Below are 19250 nucleotides of genomic sequence, written 5' to 3'. Positions count from 1 at the left end.
CTTCAGGTGTTGATAAAACTCTTGGGCGGCTGATGCAGGCTGATTTTGGCGTCGTAGAGCAGGTTGATCAACTCGACGATCATGATCGCGGTCAGGCCCCAGATCTTGTACTCGCCGTAACGGTAACTCGGCACGTACCAACTGCGGCCCTGATAATCGATGCGATGGGTGTGCTCACGCGGATCCTTGCGAAAAAACTCCAGCGGCACGCTGAACACCGCGGCAATTTCGGCATCGTTGGCCCGGTACTCGACGAAATCAGGGATCACGCCCACATACGGGGTGACCTTGATCCCGTGCAGCGAGATCAGCGGACTCAGCGGGCCGATCACCTCGACCAGCCCCGGGGGCAAGCCGATTTCTTCCTCGGCTTCGCGCAGCGCGGTGAAAATCAGGTCCGGGTCCTCGGGATCGCGCCGCCCTCCGGGAAAGGCGACTTCGCCGCCATGGGTCGAGAGCCCGCTGGCGCGCAGGGTCAGGACCAGTTCCGGTTCATCACTGCGGGTGATGGGCACCAGGACCGCGGCCTCAGGGAAACGCTTGTCGGTTTCCAGTGTGCGTGGGGTGTGGTTGCTTACTCGATGCAGTAGCTCGTCCAGCATGAGTCTTCTCGATTTGTTCGCTACCTCGCATCATGCACCAATCACACCGACCGCCCAACCCCCGAACTGCCGCGTGTCGCTAAACGACAACTTGCCGACTGATACCGTCGCACGCCAAGATGCACGCAAAGATAGACGCGGCACCCAGGAACCCAAGCATGAAATTCTGCAGTCAGTGCGGCAAGCCCGTCACCCAGCGCATTCCCGAAGGCGACTCGCGCCTGCGATTTGTCTGTGACAGCTGTCAGACGATTCACTACCAGAACCCCAATATCGTTGCCGGCTGCGTGGCGACCTGGGGCTCGAAAGTGTTGCTGTGCCGCCGCGCCATCGAGCCGCGACTCGGTTACTGGACCCTGCCCGCCGGCTTCATGGAAAACGGTGAAACCATCGAGCAGGCGGCCGTTCGCGAAACGGCTGAAGAGGCCTGCGCCCGGGTGCGCAACCTGAGCATCTACACGTTGATCGATGTCCCGCACATCAGTCAGGTGCACGTGTTCTTCCGCGCCGAACTGGTGGACCTGGATTTTTCCGCCGGGCCCGAAAGCCTGGAAGTAGCGCTTTTCGACGAAGTCGATATTCCATGGTCCGACCTGGCTTTCCGCACGGTGGGCCGTACCTTAGAATGCTTCTTCGCTGATCGGCGGACCGAGGCCTACCCCGTGCGCTCCGAGTCGATCCCGCCGCTGACTCAGCCTGCCATTACCTGATTTGAATTCGTAAGCTGCGCAAGCCGCAAAAAGATCGCAGCCTGCAGCAGCGCCTACAAAACATGCGACACCTCTAGGGATATCGTTTCAATGCGCTGGTTGCTTGCCCTGTTCTGCTTGACGTTCGTCGCTGTCTCCCAGGCTTCCGCCTTGGGCACCTATGACGGCAAAGTCATCGAAAAAATCCTGGTTCTCAAATCCGCCCACCAATTGCAACTGATCAATGACGGCAAGCCGCTCAAGACCTATCGCATCTCCCTGGGCAAAGGGGCGAAAAAGGGCCCGAAGCTGATAGAAGGCGACAAACGCACCCCGGAAGGCTTCTATTGGCTGGATTGGCGCAAGACCAGCGACAAATTCAACCTGGCGATGCACATCTCCTACCCGAACATCAGCGACTCCGCGCGCGCCCGCCGTGAAGGCGTGGAACCCGGTGGCATGATCATGATCCACGGCACACCGGACTCCGAGGAGACTCCCGAAGACCTGTTCCACACCCTGGACTGGACCGACGGCTGCATTGCCCTGCGCAATGCCGACATGCGCGAAGTGTGGAATCTGGTGCCGGACGGCACGATGATCGAGATTCGACCTTAGTCCGGATGGCGTTCGCCAGGGCCTCTTCGCGAGCAGGCTCGCTCCCACAGTAGATTTCTGTACAGCGAACCATTGTGGAAGTGAGCCTGCTCGCGAAGAGGCCTCATCGACCTCACAAATCCCGGACAAAAAAAACCCGCTGAAATCGCTTTCAGCGGGTTTTTCATATCTGCAGCAGGGATCAGAAATCCTCCAACCGCCACACCTCATAGGCCGGTGTCTCATAGGGATGGCTGAGTTTCAACGCGGCCACCACGGCCACGATCAATTCCTCCGCCACCACCAGCTCAACCTTCCATTCTTCAACCACTTCCACCTGCCCCACCTGACCGATAAACGGCTGGCTGCCATCCAGCGCGCGGAACTGGCCCTGGCCCAGCACTTGCCAGGCACAGTGGTCGTAGTCGCCGATACGCCCGCCACCCGCTTCGAAGACGGCGGTTTTCACCGTCTCGACGTGGCTGTCGGGCACAAAGAAGCTGAGCTTGTACACCGCCTCAGTTCACCCAAACGCGAGCGTTGCGGAACATGCGCATCCATGGCGCGTCTTCGTTCCAGTCTTCCGAACGCCACGAGTTCTGCACGGCGCGGAACACCCGCTCCGGGTGCGGCATCATGATCGTCACGCGACCGTCGCGGCTGGTCAAACCAGTAATCCCGCGCGGCGAACCGTTCGGGTTGGCCGGGTAGTTTTCGGTGACCTTGCCGTGGTTGTCGACGAAACGCAGGGCCACACAACCCGACAGATCGGCTTCCAGCAATGCTTCTTCGCTTTCGAACTCGGCATGACCTTCGCCGTGAGCAATGGCGATCGGCATGCGCGAACCGGCCATGCCTTGCAGGAAGATCGAGTTGGACTCCTGAACCTGGACCATCGCCACGCGGGCTTCGAACTGCTCGGAACGGTTACGCACGAAGTGCGGCCAGAACTCGCTGCCCGGGATCAGCTCGTGCAGGTTGGACATCATCTGGCAACCGTTGCACACGCCGAGGGTGAAGCTGTCGTTACGCTCGAAGAAACCCTGGAACGCATCGCGGGCGCGGCTGTTGAACAAGGCCGACTTGGCCCAGCCTTCGCCGGCACCCAGCACGTCGCCGTAGGAGAAACCACCGCACGCCACCAGGCCCTTGAACTCGTTCAGGTCGACACGGCCGGCCAGAATGTCGCTCATGTGTACGTCGATCGCGTTGAAACCGGCGCGGTCGAACGCCGCCGCCATTTCCACCTGACCGTTGACGCCCTGCTCACGCAGCACGGCCACCTGTGGGCGGATGCCTTTCTTGATGTAAGGCGCAGCGACGTCCTGGTTGACGTCGTAGCTCAGCTTGACGCTCAGGCCCGGATTGTCTTCTTCCAGCAGCACGTCGAATTCTTGCTCGGCGCAATCGGCGTTGTCACGCAGGCGCTGGATCTGGAAGCTGGTCTCGGCCCACTGGCGTTGCAGCAGACGCCGCTGGCCTTCGAACACGGTTTCGCCGTTGAAGGCGATGTTGATCTGGCCATTGTTGATTGGCTGACCGATCACCGACACGCACTCACCGAGACCCGCCGCGCTGAATTGCGCGAGGATGTCCGGGGTGGCGTCCTGACGAACCTGGATCACCGCACCCAGCTCTTCGTTGAACAGGATCGCGGCGATGTCGGCGGAGGTTTCCGCCAGACCGTCGAGGTTCAGGCTCAGCCCGCAGTGGCCGGCGAAGGCCATTTCCACGGCGCTGGTCAGCAGGCCACCGTCGGAACGGTCGTGGTACGCCAGCAGGTGACCGTCGGCATTCAGGCCCTGGATCACCGCGAAGAACGCCTTCAGGTCTTCGGCATCATCGACGTCCGGCGCTTGCGAGCCGAGCTTGCCGTGCACCTGGGCGAGGATCGAGGCGCCCATGCGGTTCTGGCCACGGCCCAGGTCGATCAGGATCAGGTCAGTGGTGCCCTTGTCCATGCGCAGTTCCGGCGTCAGGGTCTGACGGATGTCAGCCACGGGCGCGAAACCGGTCACGATCAGGGACATTGGAGAAGTAACGGTCTTGTCGACGCCTTCGTCGTTCCAGCGTGTGGCCATGGACATGGAGTCCTTGCCCACCGGAATGGTAATGCCCAACTCCGGGCACAGTTCCATGCCGACCGCTTTCACGGTGTCGTACAGGCGCGCGTCTTCGCCGGGGTGACCGGCCGCCGACATCCAGTTCGCCGACAGCTTGATGTCGGAGATCTTGTTGATGCGCGAGGCGGCGATGTTGGTCAGGGTTTCGCCGATGGCCATGCGGCCCGACGCAGGAGCGTCCAGCAGGGCCAGCGGAGTGCGCTCGCCCATGGCCATCGCTTCACCGGTGTAGACGTCGAAGCTGGTGGCGGTGACGGCAACGTCGGCCACCGGGACCTGCCAAGGGCCGACCATCTGGTCACGGGCCACGAGGCCGGTGATGGTGCGGTCGCCGATGGTGATCAGGAAGCTTTTGCTGGCCACGGCCGGGTGATGCAGAACGCGCTCGACGCAGTCGGCAATCGTCAGGGTCGACGGATCGAAATCGTCGCCCAGCTCGTTTTCCCGCAAGGCTGAACGGTGCATGCGCGGGGCCTTGCCCAGCAGTACTTCCAGCGGCATGTCGACCGGGCTGTTGCCGAAGTGACTGTCGGTGACCGTCAGTTGCGGCTCGGCAGTGGCTTCGCCGACCACGGCGAACGGGCAGCGCTCGCGTTCGCAGATGGCCTGGAAGCGTTCGAAGTCGGCCGGGCCGACGGCCAGAACATAACGTTCCTGGGATTCGTTACTCCAGATTTCGTGCGGGGCCATGCCCGGCTCGTCGTTTGGAATGTTGCGCAGTTCGAAGCGACCGCCACGGTTGCCGTCGTTGACCAGTTCCGGGAAGGCATTGGACAGGCCGCCCGCGCCGACGTCGTGGATGAAGCTGATCGGGTTCTTGTCACCCAATTGCCAGCAACGGTCGATGACTTCCTGGCAGCGACGCTCCATTTCCGGGTTTTCGCGCTGTACCGAAGCGAAATCCAGGTCCGCCGAGCTGGTGCCGGTGGCCATGGAGGACGCCGCACCGCCGCCCAGGCCGATCAACATCGCCGGGCCGCCGAGCACGATCAGCTTGGAACCGACGGTGATCTCGCCTTTCTGCACGTGTTCGGCACGAATGTTACCCATGCCGCCAGCCAGCATGATCGGCTTGTGGTAACCGCGAACTTCGTCGCCACGGGGGGTGGTGATCGACTGTTCGAAGGTACGGAAATAGCCGGTCAGGGCCGGACGACCGAATTCGTTGTTGAACGCAGCGCCACCCAACGGGCCTTCGATCATGATGTCCAGCGCAGTGACGATGCGCTCGGGCTTGCCGTACGGCACTTCCCACGGTTGTTCGAAGCCCGGGATCTGCAGGTTGGAAACGGTGAAACCGGTCAGGCCGGCCTTTGGCTTGGCGCCGCGACCGGTGGCACCTTCGTCACGAATCTCGCCGCCACTGCCGGTGGATGCGCCCGGAAACGGGGCAATCGCGGTCGGGTGGTTGTGGGTCTCGACTTTCATCAGGATGTGCACCGGCTCCTGCACCGCGCCGTACTGGCGGGTTTCAGGGTCCGGGAAGAAACGGCCGGCCACGTTACCGACGATCACCGAAGCGTTGTCCTTATAAGCGGACAGGACGCCTTCGCTGTGCATCTGGTAAGTGTTCTTGATCATGCCGAACAGGCTTTTTTCCTGGCTCTGGCCGTCGATGTCCCAACTGGCGTTGAAGATCTTGTGACGGCAGTGCTCGGAGTTCGCCTGGGCGAACATCATCAGCTCGATGTCGTGCGGGTTGCGTTTCAGGCCGATGAAGGCGTTGACCAGGTAGTCGATCTCGTCTTCGGCCAGGGCCAGGCCCAGCTCGGTGTTGGCTTTTTCCAGCGCGGCGCGGCCGCCACCGAGCACGTCGATCGCGGTCAGCGGCTTGGGTTCGGCGTGGCTGAACAGGCCGGCGGCTTGCTCAAGGTTGCCGAGGACGATCTGGGTCATGCGGTCGTGCAAGGCATCGGCGATCAGCTGCGCGTCGGCGTCGCTGAACTGGCCGGCCACATAGAACGCGATGCCGCGCTCCAGGCGCTGGATCTTGCTCAGGCCGCAGTTGCGAGCGATGTCGCTGGCCTTGCTGGACCACGGCGAGATGGTGCCGAAACGCGGCAACACCAGGAACAGGCGACCGGTCGGCTCCTGTACCGGAACGCTTGGACCGTACTTCAGAAGGCGCGCGAGCACCTGCTGTTCGTCGCCGGTCAGGACGCCGGTAACTTCGGCGAAGTGAGCGAATTCAGCATACAGGCCACTGACAGCCGGAACCTTCTGGCTCAGTTGCTCAAGGAGTTTGCTGTGGCGAAAGGCAGAAAGGGCAGGAGCGCCGCGCAGGATCAACATCTTCGGGACAGCCTCGGGAAGGGGTGTGCTTTGAGGCCGTGCATTCTAGCCTAAACAGCCCGCCACATCACCCGAAACGGTACGCACGACCGTACCCGAACGTCGGGCCGGGTATTTGCACCGGAAACGGCGGTCTGCCGAGGGTTATTTTTACTGTCACATATTGTGGTCCGGGCCCATTCCTGCGGGCTCCAGAGCGGTTTTTCAGCCTCTAGCAGACAAGGCCGTCGCTGTCGAGATATGGCGCTCGTGGTCCTTTGCGTATACTGCGCAGATGTTTTCCCCAACGGCTTTGCGTCCGCGATACGCCAAATGGCTGATCGCAACCGGACTCTTCCTGATGCTCAGTGGCTGTGTTGATAAACCCAACACGCTGGAGCGCGTAAAGGAGGATGGCGTGCTGCGGGTGGTTACCCGAAACAGCCCCGCCACCTACTTTCAGGATCGCAACGGTGAAACCGGCTTCGAATACGAGCTGGTGAAGCGCTTCGCCGACGATCTGGGGGTCGAACTGAAGATCGAGACCGCCGACAACCTCGACGACCTGTTCAATCAGGTCGGCAAGCCCAACGGACCGGTGATCGCCGCGGCCGGCCTGGTCAGCAGCGAACAGCGCAAGAAACAGGTGCGGTTCTCCCACTCCTACCTCGAAGTCACTCCGCAGGTCATCTACCGTAACGGCCAGTCGCGGCCGACCGATGCGAAGGACCTGGTCGGCAAGAAGATCATGGTGCTCAAGGGCAGTACCCACGCCGAGCAAATGGCGGAGCTGAAACGCACCGTTCCCGGTATCGAATACGAAGAGTCCGACGCGGTCGAAGTCGTCGACCTGCTGCGCATGGTGGATGAAGGCCAGATCGACCTGACGCTGGTCGACTCCAACGAAGTCGCGATGAACCAGGTGTACTTCACCAACATCCGGGTGGCCTTCGACCTCGGCGACGCCAGCAACCAAAGCTGGGCCGTGGCAGCTGGCGAAGACAACAGCCTGCTCAACGAGATCAACGCCTACCTCGACAAGGTGAAGAAGAACGGCACCCTGCAACGCTTGAAAGACCGTTATTACGGGCATGTCGATGTACTGGGCTACATGGGCGCCACGACGTTTGCCCAGCACCTGCAGCAACGGCTGCCCAAGTACGAGCAGCACTTCAAGGCGTACGCCAAGAAAGAAAAAGTCGATTGGCGCCTGCTGGCGGCGATCGGCTATCAGGAGTCCCTGTGGCAGGCGGCCGTCACCTCGAAGACCGGCGTGCGCGGCCTGATGATGCTGACCCAGAACACCGCGCAGGCGATGGGCGTGTCCAATCGCCTGGACCCCAAGCAAAGCATCATGGGCGGCGCCAAGTACCTCGCCTACATGAAGGACCAACTGGACGAATCGATCCAGGAGCCGGATCGCACCTGGTTTGCCCTGGCCGCCTACAACGTTGGCAGCGGTCACCTGGATGACGCGCGCAAGCTGGCGGCGAAGGAAGGGTTGAACCCGGACAAGTGGCTGGACGTGAAGAAAATCCTGCCACGCCTGTCGCAGAAGCAGTGGTACAGCAAGACCCGCTACGGCTACGCCCGCGGCGGAGAACCGGTGCATTTCGTGGCGAACATCCGGCGCTACTACGACATCCTGACCTGGGTGACGCAACCGCAGCTGGAAGGCAATCAGGTCGCCGAAGGCAATCTGCATGTGCCGGGGGTCGACAAGACCAAGCCGAATCAGGAAACCCCGCCGCTCTAAACCCCGCCCTCGGTCAAATGTGGGAGCGGGCTTGCTCGCGATAGCGGTGTATCAGCCACATCACCCTTGACTGATACACCGCTTTCGCGAGCAAGCCCGCTCCCACATTCTGGTTTTGGCTCAGGCTTTTGCGGCGGCCAGGATCAACGCTTTCATCTCCGACACCGCCGACTTGAACCCGACAAACAACGCATGCGCCACCAGCGCATGGCCAATGTTCAGTTCATTGATGCCCTTGATCGCCGCAACCGCTTCAACGTTGTGATAGTGCAAGCCGTGACCGGCATTGACGATCAGGCCCTGGGCCAGGCCAAACGCCACGCCATCGGCCACACGCTTGAGTTCTTCCGCCACGTCCGTCGGGGTTTCGGCATCCGCGTAGCGACCGGTGTGCAACTCGACGGCCGGCGCACCGACGCGGCGCGAGGCTTCGATCTGCCGCTCGTCCGCATCGATGAACAGCGACACTTCGCAACCGATCTTCGCCAGGCGATCCACCGCCGCCTTGATCCGCGCCTCCTGCCCCGCCACGTCCAGTCCGCCTTCTGTGGTCAGCTCCTGACGGGTTTCCGGGACCAGGCAAATGTGCGCCGGACGAATGCGCTCGGCGAACGCCATCATTTCTTCGGTCACGCCCATTTCGAAATTCATGCGGGTTTGCAGCACGTCCTTGAGCAGCAGCACGTCGCGCTCCTGAATGTGCCGACGGTCTTCGCGCAGGTGCACGGTGATGCCGTCAGCGCCCGCCTCTTCCGCGTCCAGTGCGGCCTTGACCGGATCCGGGTAGCGAGTGCCCCGGGCCTGACGCAGGGTGGCAACGTGGTCGATGTTCACGCCGAGAAGAATGCGATTGCTGGTGGTCACGGAAGCGCTCCTGAATTGAAAGATTCGGCGCACAGCATACGGGGAGACTACGGCTTTCGAAACAACTCGCGACTGACTAAAGGACGACCGCCCAGATGAACGGCCAGCGCCTGACGCATCAAGCGCTTGGCCGCGGACAACGCCCCCGGGGCGGACCAGTCGGCCTCGGCCATGGCCAGCAACTCGGTGCCGTTGAACAGGCCGGGTTGCAGCAGGTAGACCTGCTCCAGGCCCGCATCCACCTGTAGGCGGTACAGACCGTTCGGCGCGATGGGCTCGCCGTGGATGTCGGTGGACAGCGCAAAACCGTAGCCAAGATCGTCGAGCAGACGCCATTCGAAAGAGCGCAGCAACGGCTCCAGCGGACGACCTTCGGCCAGGGCGAGCAGCGTTGCGGCGTAGTGATCGAAGACGCCGGGATGAGGATCTTCCGACGGCAACAGGCGAATCAGCAGTTCATTGAGGTAAAGACCGCTGAACAGCGCTTCACCGTTGAGCCAGGTCGAGACGCCGGCGCTTTCCATGCGCCCGACATTTTTCAGCTCGCCCCGCCCACGGAACTCGACTTCCAGCGGCACGAACGGCCGGGCCAGCGTCCCCGCCTTGCCCCGCGCACTGCGCAGCACTGCCCGCAGCCGACCTTGCGGCGTGAGGAAATCCACCAGCGCACTGCTTTCGCGGTAGGCGCGGGAGTGGAGCACGTAGGCGGGCTGGCCGATGGGCTGGGACATGGAACTCTCAATGAAAGGATACGGCTTTTCACACCACCCGAAACCAATGTGAGAGCGGGCTTGCTCGCGAAAGCGGTGTAACCGTCAACATCACTGCTGAATGTTACATCGTCTTCGCGAGCAAGCCCGCTCCCACAGTGATCGATGTTGCTTTACAGGTCGCCGTAGCCCAGCGAACGCAACGCGCGCTCGTCATCGGACCAGCCGCCCTTAACCTTGACCCACAGGTTGAGCATGATCTTGGAGTCGAACAGCAACTCCATGTCCTTGCGCGCCTCAGTGCCGATGCGCTTGATGCGCTCGCCCTTGTCGCCAATGATGATTTTCTTCTGACCGTCACGCTCGACGAGGATCAAGGCATGGATGTGCAGGGTTTTCCCCTGCTGCTTGAACTCTTCGATTTCCACGGTGATCTGGTACGGCAGCTCGGCGCCCATCTGGCGCATGATTTTCTCGCGCACCAGTTCGGCGGCGAGGAAACGGCTGCTGCGGTCGGTGATCTGGTCTTCCGGGAAGAAGTGATCGTTTTCCGGCAGATGCTCGGCGATCACACGCTCCAGGGTGTCGAGGTTATGCCCGTGCTGGGCCGAGATCGGCATGATCTGCGCGTTCGGCAGTTGTTCCTGCAACCAGGTCAGGTGCGGCATCAGCTCGGATTTGTCTTCGATGCGGTCGGTCTTGTTCAGCGCCACGATCAGCGGGCCAGTCACGTACTGCACGCGCTCGAGGACCATCTGGTCTTCGTCGGTCCACTTGGTGCGATCCACCACGAAGATCACCACGTCGACGTCTTTCAACGCCGCCGAAGCGGTCTTGTTCATGTAGCGGTTCAGGGCCTTTTCGCCGCCCTTGTGCATGCCCGGGGTATCGACATAGATCGCCTGCACGGCGCCTTCGGTCTTGATGCCCAGCATGTTGTGACGGGTGGTCTGCGGCTTGCGCGAAGTGATCGCGAGCTTCTGGCCGAGGATGTGGTTCAGCAGCGTGGACTTGCCCACGTTGGGACGGCCGACGATGGCAACATAGCCACAGCGTGTTGCGGTTGTATCAGTCATTGCCATTCTCCACACCCAGGGCAATCAGTGCTGCGGCGGCCGCTACCTGTTCGGCAATACGACGACTCACACCCTGACCTCGGCTTTTTTCGTTCAGTAAGGTGATTTCACATTCGACGAAGAACGTCCGGCAATGCGGCTCACCCTGGATATCCACCACTTCGTAACGCGGCAGCTCACAACCCCGGGATTGCAGGAATTCCTGCAGGCGGGTTTTTGGATCTTTGTTCGTGTCGACCAGCGTCAGGCCTTCGAACTCGCCGGCCAGCCAGGCCAGCACCCGCTCGCGCGCCACGTCCATGCCGGCGTCCAGGTAGATTGCACCGATCAGTGCTTCCAGGGCATCGGCCAGAATCGACTCGCGGCGGAAGCCGCCGCTTTTCAACTCGCCGGAACCCAGACGCAGGTAGTCGCCCAGGTCGAAACCGCGGGCCAGTACGGCCAGGGTCTCACCTTTCACCAGGCGTGCGCGCAATCGCGACAATTGGCCTTCGCGGGCCAGCGGGAAACGATCGAACAGCGCCTCGCCAGCGACGAAGTTGAGGATGGCATCACCGAGGAACTCCAGGCGTTCGTTGTTGCGCCCGGCAAAGCTGCGGTGAGTCAGGGCCAGGACCATCAGTTCCTGGTCCTTGAAGGTGTAGCCGAGCTGACGCTCTAGACGGCTTAAGGAGACGCTCACGGTTTACCCACGCTGAGTTCGTGGCTGGATTCCACCGCCATCGCCGACGTGCGGCGCAGGCTTGGGACAATTAACGCTGTGTTCAAAAATTACGTCCTGAATATCATTGTTTTCATGCCGCTGGCGCCGATTGTGGCTGATCCAGAAAAGCATTCGGCGCTGTGTTCAACAGCGCCGTGTGTGATTACTTGATCAGGCCAACCCGCGAGAAATTCGGCAGGTGACTGAGTTTGGGTTCCGGCCAGCTCATCCAGACTGCGAAGGCCTTGCCGACAATATTCTTGTCGGGAACCATGCCCAGCAGATCCTTTGGAATGGTCGGATCATCCCAGTAGCGACTGTCGTTCGAATTGTCGCGGTTGTCGCCCATCATGAAGTAGTGCCCGGCCGGCACGGTCCACGTATGGTCCGGCGAAGCGCGATAGCGGCTCATTTCCTTGCGGATCAGGTGCTCGGCGGCGCCGAGTTTTTCCTTGTAGAGCTCGGCGCTGCCAAGCGTGCCCGGCTCGGAGCCGACCAGTTGCTCGGCGACCGACTCACCGTTGACGAACAGACGCTTGTCAGCGGTGTAACGAATCTGGTCACCCGGCAGGCCAACCACACGCTTGATGTAATTGACGTTCGGATCGCTCGGATAGCGGAACACCATGACATCGCCGCGCTGCGGATCACCGACTTCGATGACTTTCTTGTCGATGACCGGCAGGCGAATCCCGTAGGAAAACTTGTTCACCAGAATGAAGTCGCCAACGTCCAGCGTCGGTTTCATCGAGCCGGAAGGAATCTGGAACGGTTCCACCAGGAACGAACGCAGGACCAGCACGATGAACAACACCGGGAAGAACGACTTGCCGTACTCGACCAGCAACGGCTCTTTGTTCAGTTTTTCGACCACCACCCCATCAGGCTGGCTGACGCTGCCCTGATAGGAGGCAATGGCAGCACGCCGACGCGGCGCGAGGAAAACCAGATCGAGCAACGCCAAAAGGCCGCAGACGAACACGGCGATGACCAGCAACAGCGGGAAATTTAGTGACATAGGACCTAACTATCCAACCTGAGCACTGCAAGGAAGGCTTCTTGTGGAATCTCCACGTTGCCGACTTGCTTCATGCGTTTTTTACCGGCCTTTTGCTTTTCCAGCAGCTTTTTCTTACGACTGACGTCACCGCCGTAGCATTTGGCCAATACGTTCTTTCTGAGCGCCTTGACGGTTGTACGCGCCACAATCTGCCCGCCAATGGCGGCCTGGATTGCCACGTCGAACATCTGCCGCGGAATCAGTTCTTTCATCTTCTCGGTCAACTGGCGACCTTTGTAGTTCGCATTGTCGCGATGCACGATCAACGCCAGGGCGTCGACCTTGTCACCGTTGATCAGCACATCCAGTTTCACCAGATTAGCCGATTGATAACGATCGAAATGGTAATCCAGCGAAGCATAGCCGCGACTGGTGGATTTCAGACGATCGAAGAAGTCCAGGACCACCTCGTTCATCGGCAAATCGTAGGTCACCTGGACCTGGGTACCGAGGAACAGCATGTCGTGCTGCACGCCACGCTTCTCGATGCACAGGGTAATGACGTTGCCCAGGTGCTCTTGCGGCACAAGAATATTGGCGCGCACGATCGGTTCACGCATGTCCTCGATCGACGACAGGTCCGGAAGCTTCGACGGGTTGTCGACGTAAATCGTTTCACCGGTTTTCAGCAACAGCTCAAAAATAACCGTGGGTGCGGTGGTAATCAGGTCCAGGTCGTATTCGCGCTCCAGGCGCTCCTGGATGATTTCCATGTGCAACATGCCGAGGAACCCGCAACGGAAACCGAAGCCCAGGGCGTCGGAGCTTTCCGGGGTGTACTGCAGCGATGAGTCGTTGAGCGTGAGCTTTTGCAAGGCTTCACGGAAATCTTCGAAGTCGTCGGAGCTGACCGGGAACAGACCGGCGTAGACCTGCGGCTGGATGCGCTTGAAGCCTGGCAGCACATCGACGTCCGGCGTCGAGCTCAAGGTCAGGGTGTCACCGACCGGTGCCCCGTGAATGTCCTTGATACCGGCAATGATGAAGCCCACTTCACCGGCCTTCAGGTCAGTGGTGGCAGTGTGTTTCGGGTTGAAGACACCGACGCTGTCCACCAGGTGGATCTTGCCGGTGGATTTGACCAGGATCTTGTCGCCCTTCTTCACGCGACCGTGACGCACGCGCACCAGGGAAACGACGCCCAGGTAGTTGTCGAACCAGGAGTCGATGATCAACGCTTGCAGCGGATCTTCGATGTTGCCGGTCGGCGCGGGAATGGTTTGAACCAGACGTTCGAGCACTTCATCGACGCCCAGGCCGGTCTTGGCCGAGCACTCGACCGCGTCGGTGGCGTCGATACCGATGATTTTTTCGATTTCTTCTTTGACACGCTCAGGATCGGCCTGTGGCAGGTCGATCTTGTTCAGGACCGGCATGACTTCCAGGCCCTGCTCGATCGCCGTGTAGCAGTTGGCGACCGATTGCGCTTCCACGCCCTGACCCGCGTCAACCACCAGCAATGCACCTTCACAAGCCGCCAGAGACCGGCTGACTTCGTAGGTGAAGTCAACGTGGCCCGGGGTGTCAATGAAGTTCAGCTGGTACTTGATGCCGTCGCGAGCGGTGTAATACAGGGTGACGCTGTGGGCCTTGATGGTGATCCCGCGTTCACGTTCCAGGTCCATGGAGTCCAGCACCTGGGCTTCCATTTCGCGCTCGGCAAGGCCGCCGCACATCTGGATGAAGCGGTCGGCCAGCGTCGACTTGCCATGGTCAATGTGGGCGATGATGGAGAAATTGCGGATATGACTCAAATCACTCACGGATCAACACTCAAAAAGGCTGCAGGCATAGCCCGCCGAAAAATAGCCGGGAATTGTACCTGATCCACGGCGCAAGCGTCACGTTCGCAGGTCAGACGGCACCTACAAAAACGCCCCGGTCTTGCGACAGGGGCGTTTTTTATCAACCGCGAAGTCAGGAAACCGGCGATATCACCCGGCGCGGCGCAGCAACCAGACCCCGGCCAAGGCGCAGACGCCCGCCGGCACCAGCACCGCGAACAGCGGCGAGAAACCGAACACCAGGCTCGAAGGCCCCAGCAGGTCCTGGACGATGCGGAAGGTGAAACCCACCAGCACGCCAGTGAACACCCGCTGACCGAGGGTCACCGAGCGCAACGGGCCGAAGATGAAGGAAATAGCCATCAGCACCAGCGCGGCCGTGACCAGTGGCTGCAACACCTTGACCCAAAATGCCAGCCAGTAACGGCCGTTGTTCAGCCCCTGATCAGCAAGGTAGTGGATGTAACCCCACAGACCGGAAATCGACAGCGATTCGGGGGCCATCACCACAGTGCTCAGCAGTTGCGGGCTCAGCGCCACGTTCCAGCGCTCGACTGGCGTGTTGACCACCTCGGTGCTGCGCTCATGGAACAGCGTGGTGGTGACGTCACTGAGCTGCCAGTGATCCTTGTCGAACTCGGCACGCTTGGAAAAGCTTGCCGACAACATGTGCCGTTCCTTGTCGAAGTGATAACGCGTCACTCCGTACAGGATGCCGTTGGGCTGCACCGAGTTGACGTGAATGAACTCGTCGCCCTGACGGTGCCACATGCCGTGCTTGGCGCTCTGCGCGTCGCCACTGCCCTGGGCCAGCGAACGATTGGCCTGGGCCGTGCTTTCGGTCGCCGGCGCGATGTACTCGCCAATCAGCACCCCGGCCAGCATCAGTACCAGCATCGGCTTCATCACCGCCCAGACGATCCGGCCGATCGACACGCCCGCGGCGCGCATGATGGTCAGTTCACTGTTGCTGGCCAGGCTGCCGAGGCCGATCAGGCAACCGATCAGCGCGGCCATCGGCAGCATGTCGTACAAACGACGCGGCGCGGTCAGCAAAACGTAGCTGAGAATATCGAGGAGCGTGTAGGTATCGCTGGCATCGCTCATCTCATCGATGAACGCAAACAAGGTCGCCAGGCCGAGAATGATCCCCAGTACCCCAAGGATCGCGATGAAGACGCTGCTGCCGATGTAGCGATCGAGTTTAACCACGGGCCACCTCCAGCGCGCTGCGGCGACTCGCCCGCTTCAACTTCAGGGGTTCCCAGTACAACAGGCCCAGGCCGATGGCCAGGAATATCCCGTGCACCCACCACAACCCCATTGCAGCCGGGATCTTGCCCTTTTCGAGGGCGCCGCGTGCAGCAATCAGGATGGTGAGGTAAGCCATATAAAGAAGAATCGCCGGCAGCAGCTTGAGGAAACGACCTTGTCGTGGATTCACCCGCGACAGCGGCACCGCCATCAGGGTCACGATGAACACCAGCAACGGCAACGACAGGCGCCATTGCAGCTCGGTGCGAGAACGGGGGTCGTCGCTGCCCAACAGGGCGCTGGTCGGCATCGCATCACGGTCGGTGACTTCGTCGCTGACGTCCGGCTTAGGCAGCAACACGCCGTACTCGTCGTACTTGATCGCCCGGTAGTCGGCCTGCCCCGGGTTACCGTCGTAGCGATAGCCATTGTCGAGGATCAGGTAGCGGTTACCGTCCTCGCGGATTTCCTGGCGGCCCTTCTCGGCCACCAGTACGGAAATCCCGCGATCCTTGTTGTCGGACGAGAGGTTTTTTTGCGAAATGAACACGCTGCCGAGATGGATGCGGTCATCCGTCAGGGTTTCGGTGTAGGTCACCCGGGTGCCATCGCGCAATGCCTGGAAGCGGCCCGGCTCGAGGGTATCGAATTCGGTCAGGGCGTCCTGCTTGTTCAGCAACAACTGGAACTGATTGGCCCCTTGCGGCGCCAGGCTCAGGCTCAACCATGCCACCACCAGCGCCACCAGGGCCGCCGGAAACAGGGTGATGGTGAACAGGCGTTGCTGGCTCATGCCCGTGGCCGACAGCACGGTCATTTCACTTTCGAGGTACAGGCGACCGTAGGCCAGCAGGATCCCGAGAAACAGGCCCAGCGGCAGGATCAGCTGCAGAAAACCCGGCAGGCGAAAGCCCATGATCAGGAACAACGAGCTCGGGTCCAGCAGACCGGAAGCCGCCTGGGCGAGGTATTTGATGAAGCGCCCGCTCATGATGATGACCAGCAGCACGGCGCTGACGGCGCTCAAGGTCAACAGGACTTCGCGGGACAGATAACGGAAGACAATCAAACCAGACACTCCAGGGTTGTCAGGCGTAGGCAGCCGGACAAGCGAACCTATCAGGCAGCCCACAAGACCGGGCCGCCGAAAAATTTGGCGCATTATCCTGTGATTGGACGCGCCTGTCACTGCGCAATGCTCGGAATCCCTTGTAGGAGCGAGGGGGGCGCCTACAGTTAGAATCGCGTTGCCCAGGGTTGTCGGCGCAGGCAGCGAGGTTCAAACTGCGCCTCTTTCCTTATAAGCAGGCTCGCGCACACGTCCGAGCCCTTGCCTACCCACCTATCACTCAGGGAACCGGACATGGAACTGGTTGTAAAAAGCGTTAACCCCGAAACGTTGAAAACCGCCACCCTGGTGGTCGCCGTCGGCGAAGGCCGCAAGCTCGGCGCCGCTGCCAATCAAATCGACGCCCTGAGCGGCGGCGCCATCAGCGCAGTGCTCAAGCGCGGCGACCTGGCCGGCAAAGTCGGTCAAAGCCTGCTGCTGCACAGCCTGCCGAACCTGAAAGCCGAGCGCGTACTGCTCGTGGGCGTGGGCAAGGACGAAGAACTGGGCGACCGTCCATTCCGCAAAATCATTGCCGGTGTCCTTAATACCCTCAAAGGCCTGGGCGGCGCCGATGCGGTGCTGGCCCTCGACGAAATCGTGGTCAAGGGCCGCGACAGCTACGGCAAGACCCGCCTGCTGGCCGAAACCCTGGTAGACGGCGGATACACCTTCGATCAGTTCAAGAGCCAGAAAGCCGAGCCTCGCGCCCTGAAGAAAGTCACCCTGGTGACCATCAAGGCCGCCCAGGCTGAAGTCGAGCGCGCCGTGGCCCACGCCACCGCGATCGCCAACGGCATGGCGTTCACCCGCAACCTCGGCAATCTGCCGCCGAACATCTGCCACCCGACGTTCCTCGGCGAGCAAGCCAAGAACCTCGGTAAAGAATTCAAGACCCTTAAAGTCGAAGTCCTTGATGAGAAGAAGATCAAGGACCTGGGCATGGGCTCGTTCTACGCCGTCGGCCAGGGCAGCGCCCAGCCACCGCGCCTGATCGTCATGCAATACAACGGCGGCAAGAAATCCGAGAAGCCGTATGCACTGGTCGGCAAGGGCATCACCTTCGACACCGGCGGTATCAGCCTCAAGCCTGGCCTGGGCATGGACGAAATGAAGTACGACATGGGCGGCGCGGCCAGCGTCTTCGGCACCCTGCGGGCCGTGCTCGAACTGAAACTGCCGATCAACCTGGTGTGCATCCTCGCCTGCGCCGAAAACATGCCGAGCGGCAATGCCTCGCGTCCGGGCGACATCGTCACCACCATGAGCGGCCAGACCGTGGAAATCCTCAACACCGACGCCGAAGGCCGTCTGGTGCTGTGCGACGCCCTCACCTACTCCGAACGCTTCAAGCCGCAAGCGGTGATCGACATCGCCACCCTGACTGGCGCTTGCGTCGTCGCCCTGGGCGCGCACACTTCGGGCCTGCTGGGCAACAACGACGAACTGATCGGCCAGTTGCTGAGCGCCGGCAAGGCTGCCGACGACCGCGCCTGGCAACTGCCGCTGTTCGATGAGTACCAGGAGCAGCTGGACAGCCCGTTCGCCGACATCGCCAACATCGGCGGCCCGAAAGCCGGGACCATCACCGCTGCCTGCTTCCTGTCGCGCTTCACCAAGAACCTGAACTGGGCGCACCTGGACATCGCCGGTACCGCCTGGACCAGCGGCGGCAAGGACAAGGGCGCCACTGGCCGCCCGGTGCCGTTGTTGACGCAATACCTGCTGGACCGCGCCAAAGCCTGAAAACGATGACCTTGAGCAGCGTCCTTGATAAAGGGCGCTGTTAATGGCTCAGGAACCGCAATGACCAAAGTCGACTTCTATATCCTGCCCAGCGCCGATCCCTCGGCACGGCTGGATTTTGCCTGCAAGCTCACCGAAAAAGCCTGGCGCATGGGTCACCGCATCTACCTGCATTGCAGCGATGCCGCCCAGCGCAATGACCTCGATGCGCGGTTGTGGGCCTTCAAGGGCGAAAGCTTCGTGCCCCATGGTTGCGCCGAAAGTGAACCGGACAGCCTGATCGTGCTGGGGCTGGGAGATAACTGCGGTCAACACCAGGATCTGCTGGTCAACCTGGACCTGAAAGTCCCGGCCTTCGCCAAACAATTCGCCCGCGTGGCGGAAGTGGTGGTAGAAGATCCAACGATTCGCGCGGCCGCGCGGGAGAGTTTCCGTTTCTACCGCGAACAGGGCTATCCTCTGCAAGATCACCGTTTACAGCGACTCTGAGCATTCCGATGGACACTCCAAAACCGCTGCAAAAGTCCGCGCACCTGCTGGACGACCTTGAGTCGATCCGCCAACTGCTCGGCGATGACGACCTGCAACCGCCGCTGTTGACCGACACGGTCGAGGACGGTGACCAGGAACAGATTCCGATGCTGTTCGACACGGTCAGCGCCAGCCAGCCCACCGTCGCACCGCCCCCACCCGCCGCCGTCGCCCGCCCGGAACCCGCCATCAGCAAGGGCCCCGACGACCTGCTGCACCTGGACAGCGAACTGCGCGCCGCCGCGCAATTGATCATGCAAGATGTGATCGACGACTTCGCCCCGCACATCGAAACCGAAATCAAACGCCGCCTGAGCGCGCGGCTGGAGCGGTTGCTCAGTCAGTACAACGACTAGGCCGAAACACAATCCCAATG

General features: G+C 61.2%; 17 protein-coding genes. 6 read left to right on the top strand and 11 right to left on the bottom strand.

Translation table 11 applies throughout. The features are described 5' to 3' along the window. Window positions 1-2 precede the first annotated feature (2 nt). On the bottom strand, window positions 3-602 hold the full coding sequence (locus NTD84_RS26690) for a CoA pyrophosphatase (RefSeq protein ID WP_007944856.1): 600 nt from the start codon (window positions 600-602) through the stop codon (window positions 3-5). A gap of 158 nt (window positions 603-760) precedes the next feature. Here NTD84_RS26690 and NTD84_RS26685 point away from each other — a divergent pair, with 158 nt between their 5' ends. Together NTD84_RS26685 and NTD84_RS26680 are read left to right on the top strand one after the other, a co-directional pair. Beyond that, entirely contained in the window at window positions 761-1312 is a 552-nt protein-coding gene (locus NTD84_RS26685; protein WP_262171944.1) for an NUDIX hydrolase, read from the top strand. Window positions 1313-1402: 90 nt separating this feature from the next. After that, entirely contained in the window at window positions 1403-1909 is a 507-nt protein-coding gene (locus NTD84_RS26680) for a murein L,D-transpeptidase family protein (protein WP_262171942.1), read from the top strand. 181 nt (window positions 1910-2090) lie between these two features. On the opposite strand, the gene NTD84_RS26675 is transcribed toward NTD84_RS26680, so the two are convergent. Further along, entirely contained in the window at window positions 2091-2402 is a 312-nt protein-coding gene (locus NTD84_RS26675; protein ID WP_262171940.1) for an NGG1p interacting factor NIF3, read from the bottom strand. A gap of 4 nt (window positions 2403-2406) precedes the next feature. Next, window positions 2407-6303, bottom strand: a complete 3897-nt coding sequence (gene purL / locus NTD84_RS26670; protein WP_262171938.1) for a phosphoribosylformylglycinamidine synthase — start codon at window positions 6301-6303, stop codon at window positions 2407-2409. A 274-nt stretch (window positions 6304-6577) separates the two neighbouring features. On the opposite strand from purL, the gene mltF reads away from it, so the two are divergent. After that, on the top strand, window positions 6578-8038 hold the full coding sequence (gene mltF, locus NTD84_RS26665) for a membrane-bound lytic murein transglycosylase MltF (protein ID WP_262171936.1): 1461 nt from the start codon (window positions 6578-6580) through the stop codon (window positions 8036-8038). Window positions 8039-8158: 120 nt separating this feature from the next. Here the strand turns inward: mltF and pdxJ are convergent, their stop codons facing one another. The 8 genes from pdxJ to lptF form a co-directional block, all read right to left on the bottom strand. Beyond that, window positions 8159-8902 carry a pyridoxine 5'-phosphate synthase gene (pdxJ, locus tag NTD84_RS26660; RefSeq protein ID WP_262171933.1) on the bottom strand — a complete coding sequence of 248 codons (744 nt, stop codon included), beginning with the start codon at window positions 8900-8902 and terminating at the stop codon, window positions 8159-8161. 47 nt (window positions 8903-8949) lie between these two features. After that, window positions 8950-9633: a DNA repair protein RecO gene (gene recO / locus NTD84_RS26655; protein ID WP_262171931.1), complete on the bottom strand. Its 684-nt coding sequence runs from the start codon at window positions 9631-9633 to the stop codon at window positions 8950-8952. 152 nt (window positions 9634-9785) lie between these two features. Then, on the bottom strand, window positions 9786-10688 hold the full coding sequence (era, locus tag NTD84_RS26650; protein WP_262171928.1) for a GTPase Era: 903 nt from the start codon (window positions 10686-10688) through the stop codon (window positions 9786-9788). Then, entirely contained in the window at window positions 10681-11370 is a 690-nt protein-coding gene (gene rnc, locus NTD84_RS26645) for a ribonuclease III (RefSeq protein ID WP_032828632.1), read from the bottom strand. Before rnc ends, era begins: the two co-directional genes overlap by 8 nt. 184 nt (window positions 11371-11554) lie before the next feature. Continuing rightward, on the bottom strand, window positions 11555-12409 hold the full coding sequence (gene lepB, locus NTD84_RS26640) for a signal peptidase I (RefSeq protein ID WP_262171924.1): 855 nt from the start codon (window positions 12407-12409) through the stop codon (window positions 11555-11557). 5 nt (window positions 12410-12414) lie between these two features. Then, window positions 12415-14214, bottom strand: a complete 1800-nt coding sequence (lepA, locus tag NTD84_RS26635; RefSeq protein ID WP_262171921.1) for a translation elongation factor 4 — start codon at window positions 14212-14214, stop codon at window positions 12415-12417. Between the two features lie 171 nt (window positions 14215-14385). Then, window positions 14386-15447 carry an LPS export ABC transporter permease LptG gene (gene lptG / locus NTD84_RS26630; protein ID WP_262171918.1) on the bottom strand — a complete coding sequence of 354 codons (1062 nt, stop codon included), beginning with the start codon at window positions 15445-15447 and terminating at the stop codon, window positions 14386-14388. Beyond that, the gene (gene lptF, locus NTD84_RS26625) at window positions 15440-16558 is read right to left on the bottom strand and encodes an LPS export ABC transporter permease LptF (RefSeq protein ID WP_262171915.1); all 1119 of its coding nucleotides are present in this window, start codon (window positions 16556-16558) and stop codon (window positions 15440-15442) included. The genes lptG and lptF overlap by 8 nt, the downstream gene beginning before the upstream one ends. Before the next feature lie 294 nt (window positions 16559-16852). Between lptF and NTD84_RS26620 the strand changes: the two genes are divergently transcribed. From NTD84_RS26620 to NTD84_RS26610, 3 genes are read left to right on the top strand one after another with little or no spacing between them, the layout of a single operon-like run. Then, the gene (locus tag NTD84_RS26620; RefSeq protein WP_262171912.1) at window positions 16853-18343 is read left to right on the top strand and encodes a leucyl aminopeptidase; all 1491 of its coding nucleotides are present in this window, start codon (window positions 16853-16855) and stop codon (window positions 18341-18343) included. 60 nt (window positions 18344-18403) lie between these two features. Continuing rightward, the gene (locus tag NTD84_RS26615) at window positions 18404-18832 is read left to right on the top strand and encodes a DNA polymerase III subunit chi (RefSeq protein WP_262171909.1); all 429 of its coding nucleotides are present in this window, start codon (window positions 18404-18406) and stop codon (window positions 18830-18832) included. Between the two features lie 8 nt (window positions 18833-18840). Then, window positions 18841-19230: a DNA polymerase III subunit chi gene (locus NTD84_RS26610; RefSeq protein WP_262171906.1), complete on the top strand. Its 390-nt coding sequence runs from the start codon at window positions 18841-18843 to the stop codon at window positions 19228-19230. Window positions 19231-19250 lie beyond the last annotated feature (20 nt).

Source organism: Pseudomonas sp. 14P_8.1_Bac3 (assembly GCF_025466085.1).
Classification (GTDB): domain Bacteria; phylum Pseudomonadota; class Gammaproteobacteria; order Pseudomonadales; family Pseudomonadaceae; genus Aquipseudomonas.
This window is presented reverse-complemented; position numbering and strand designations above follow the sequence as displayed.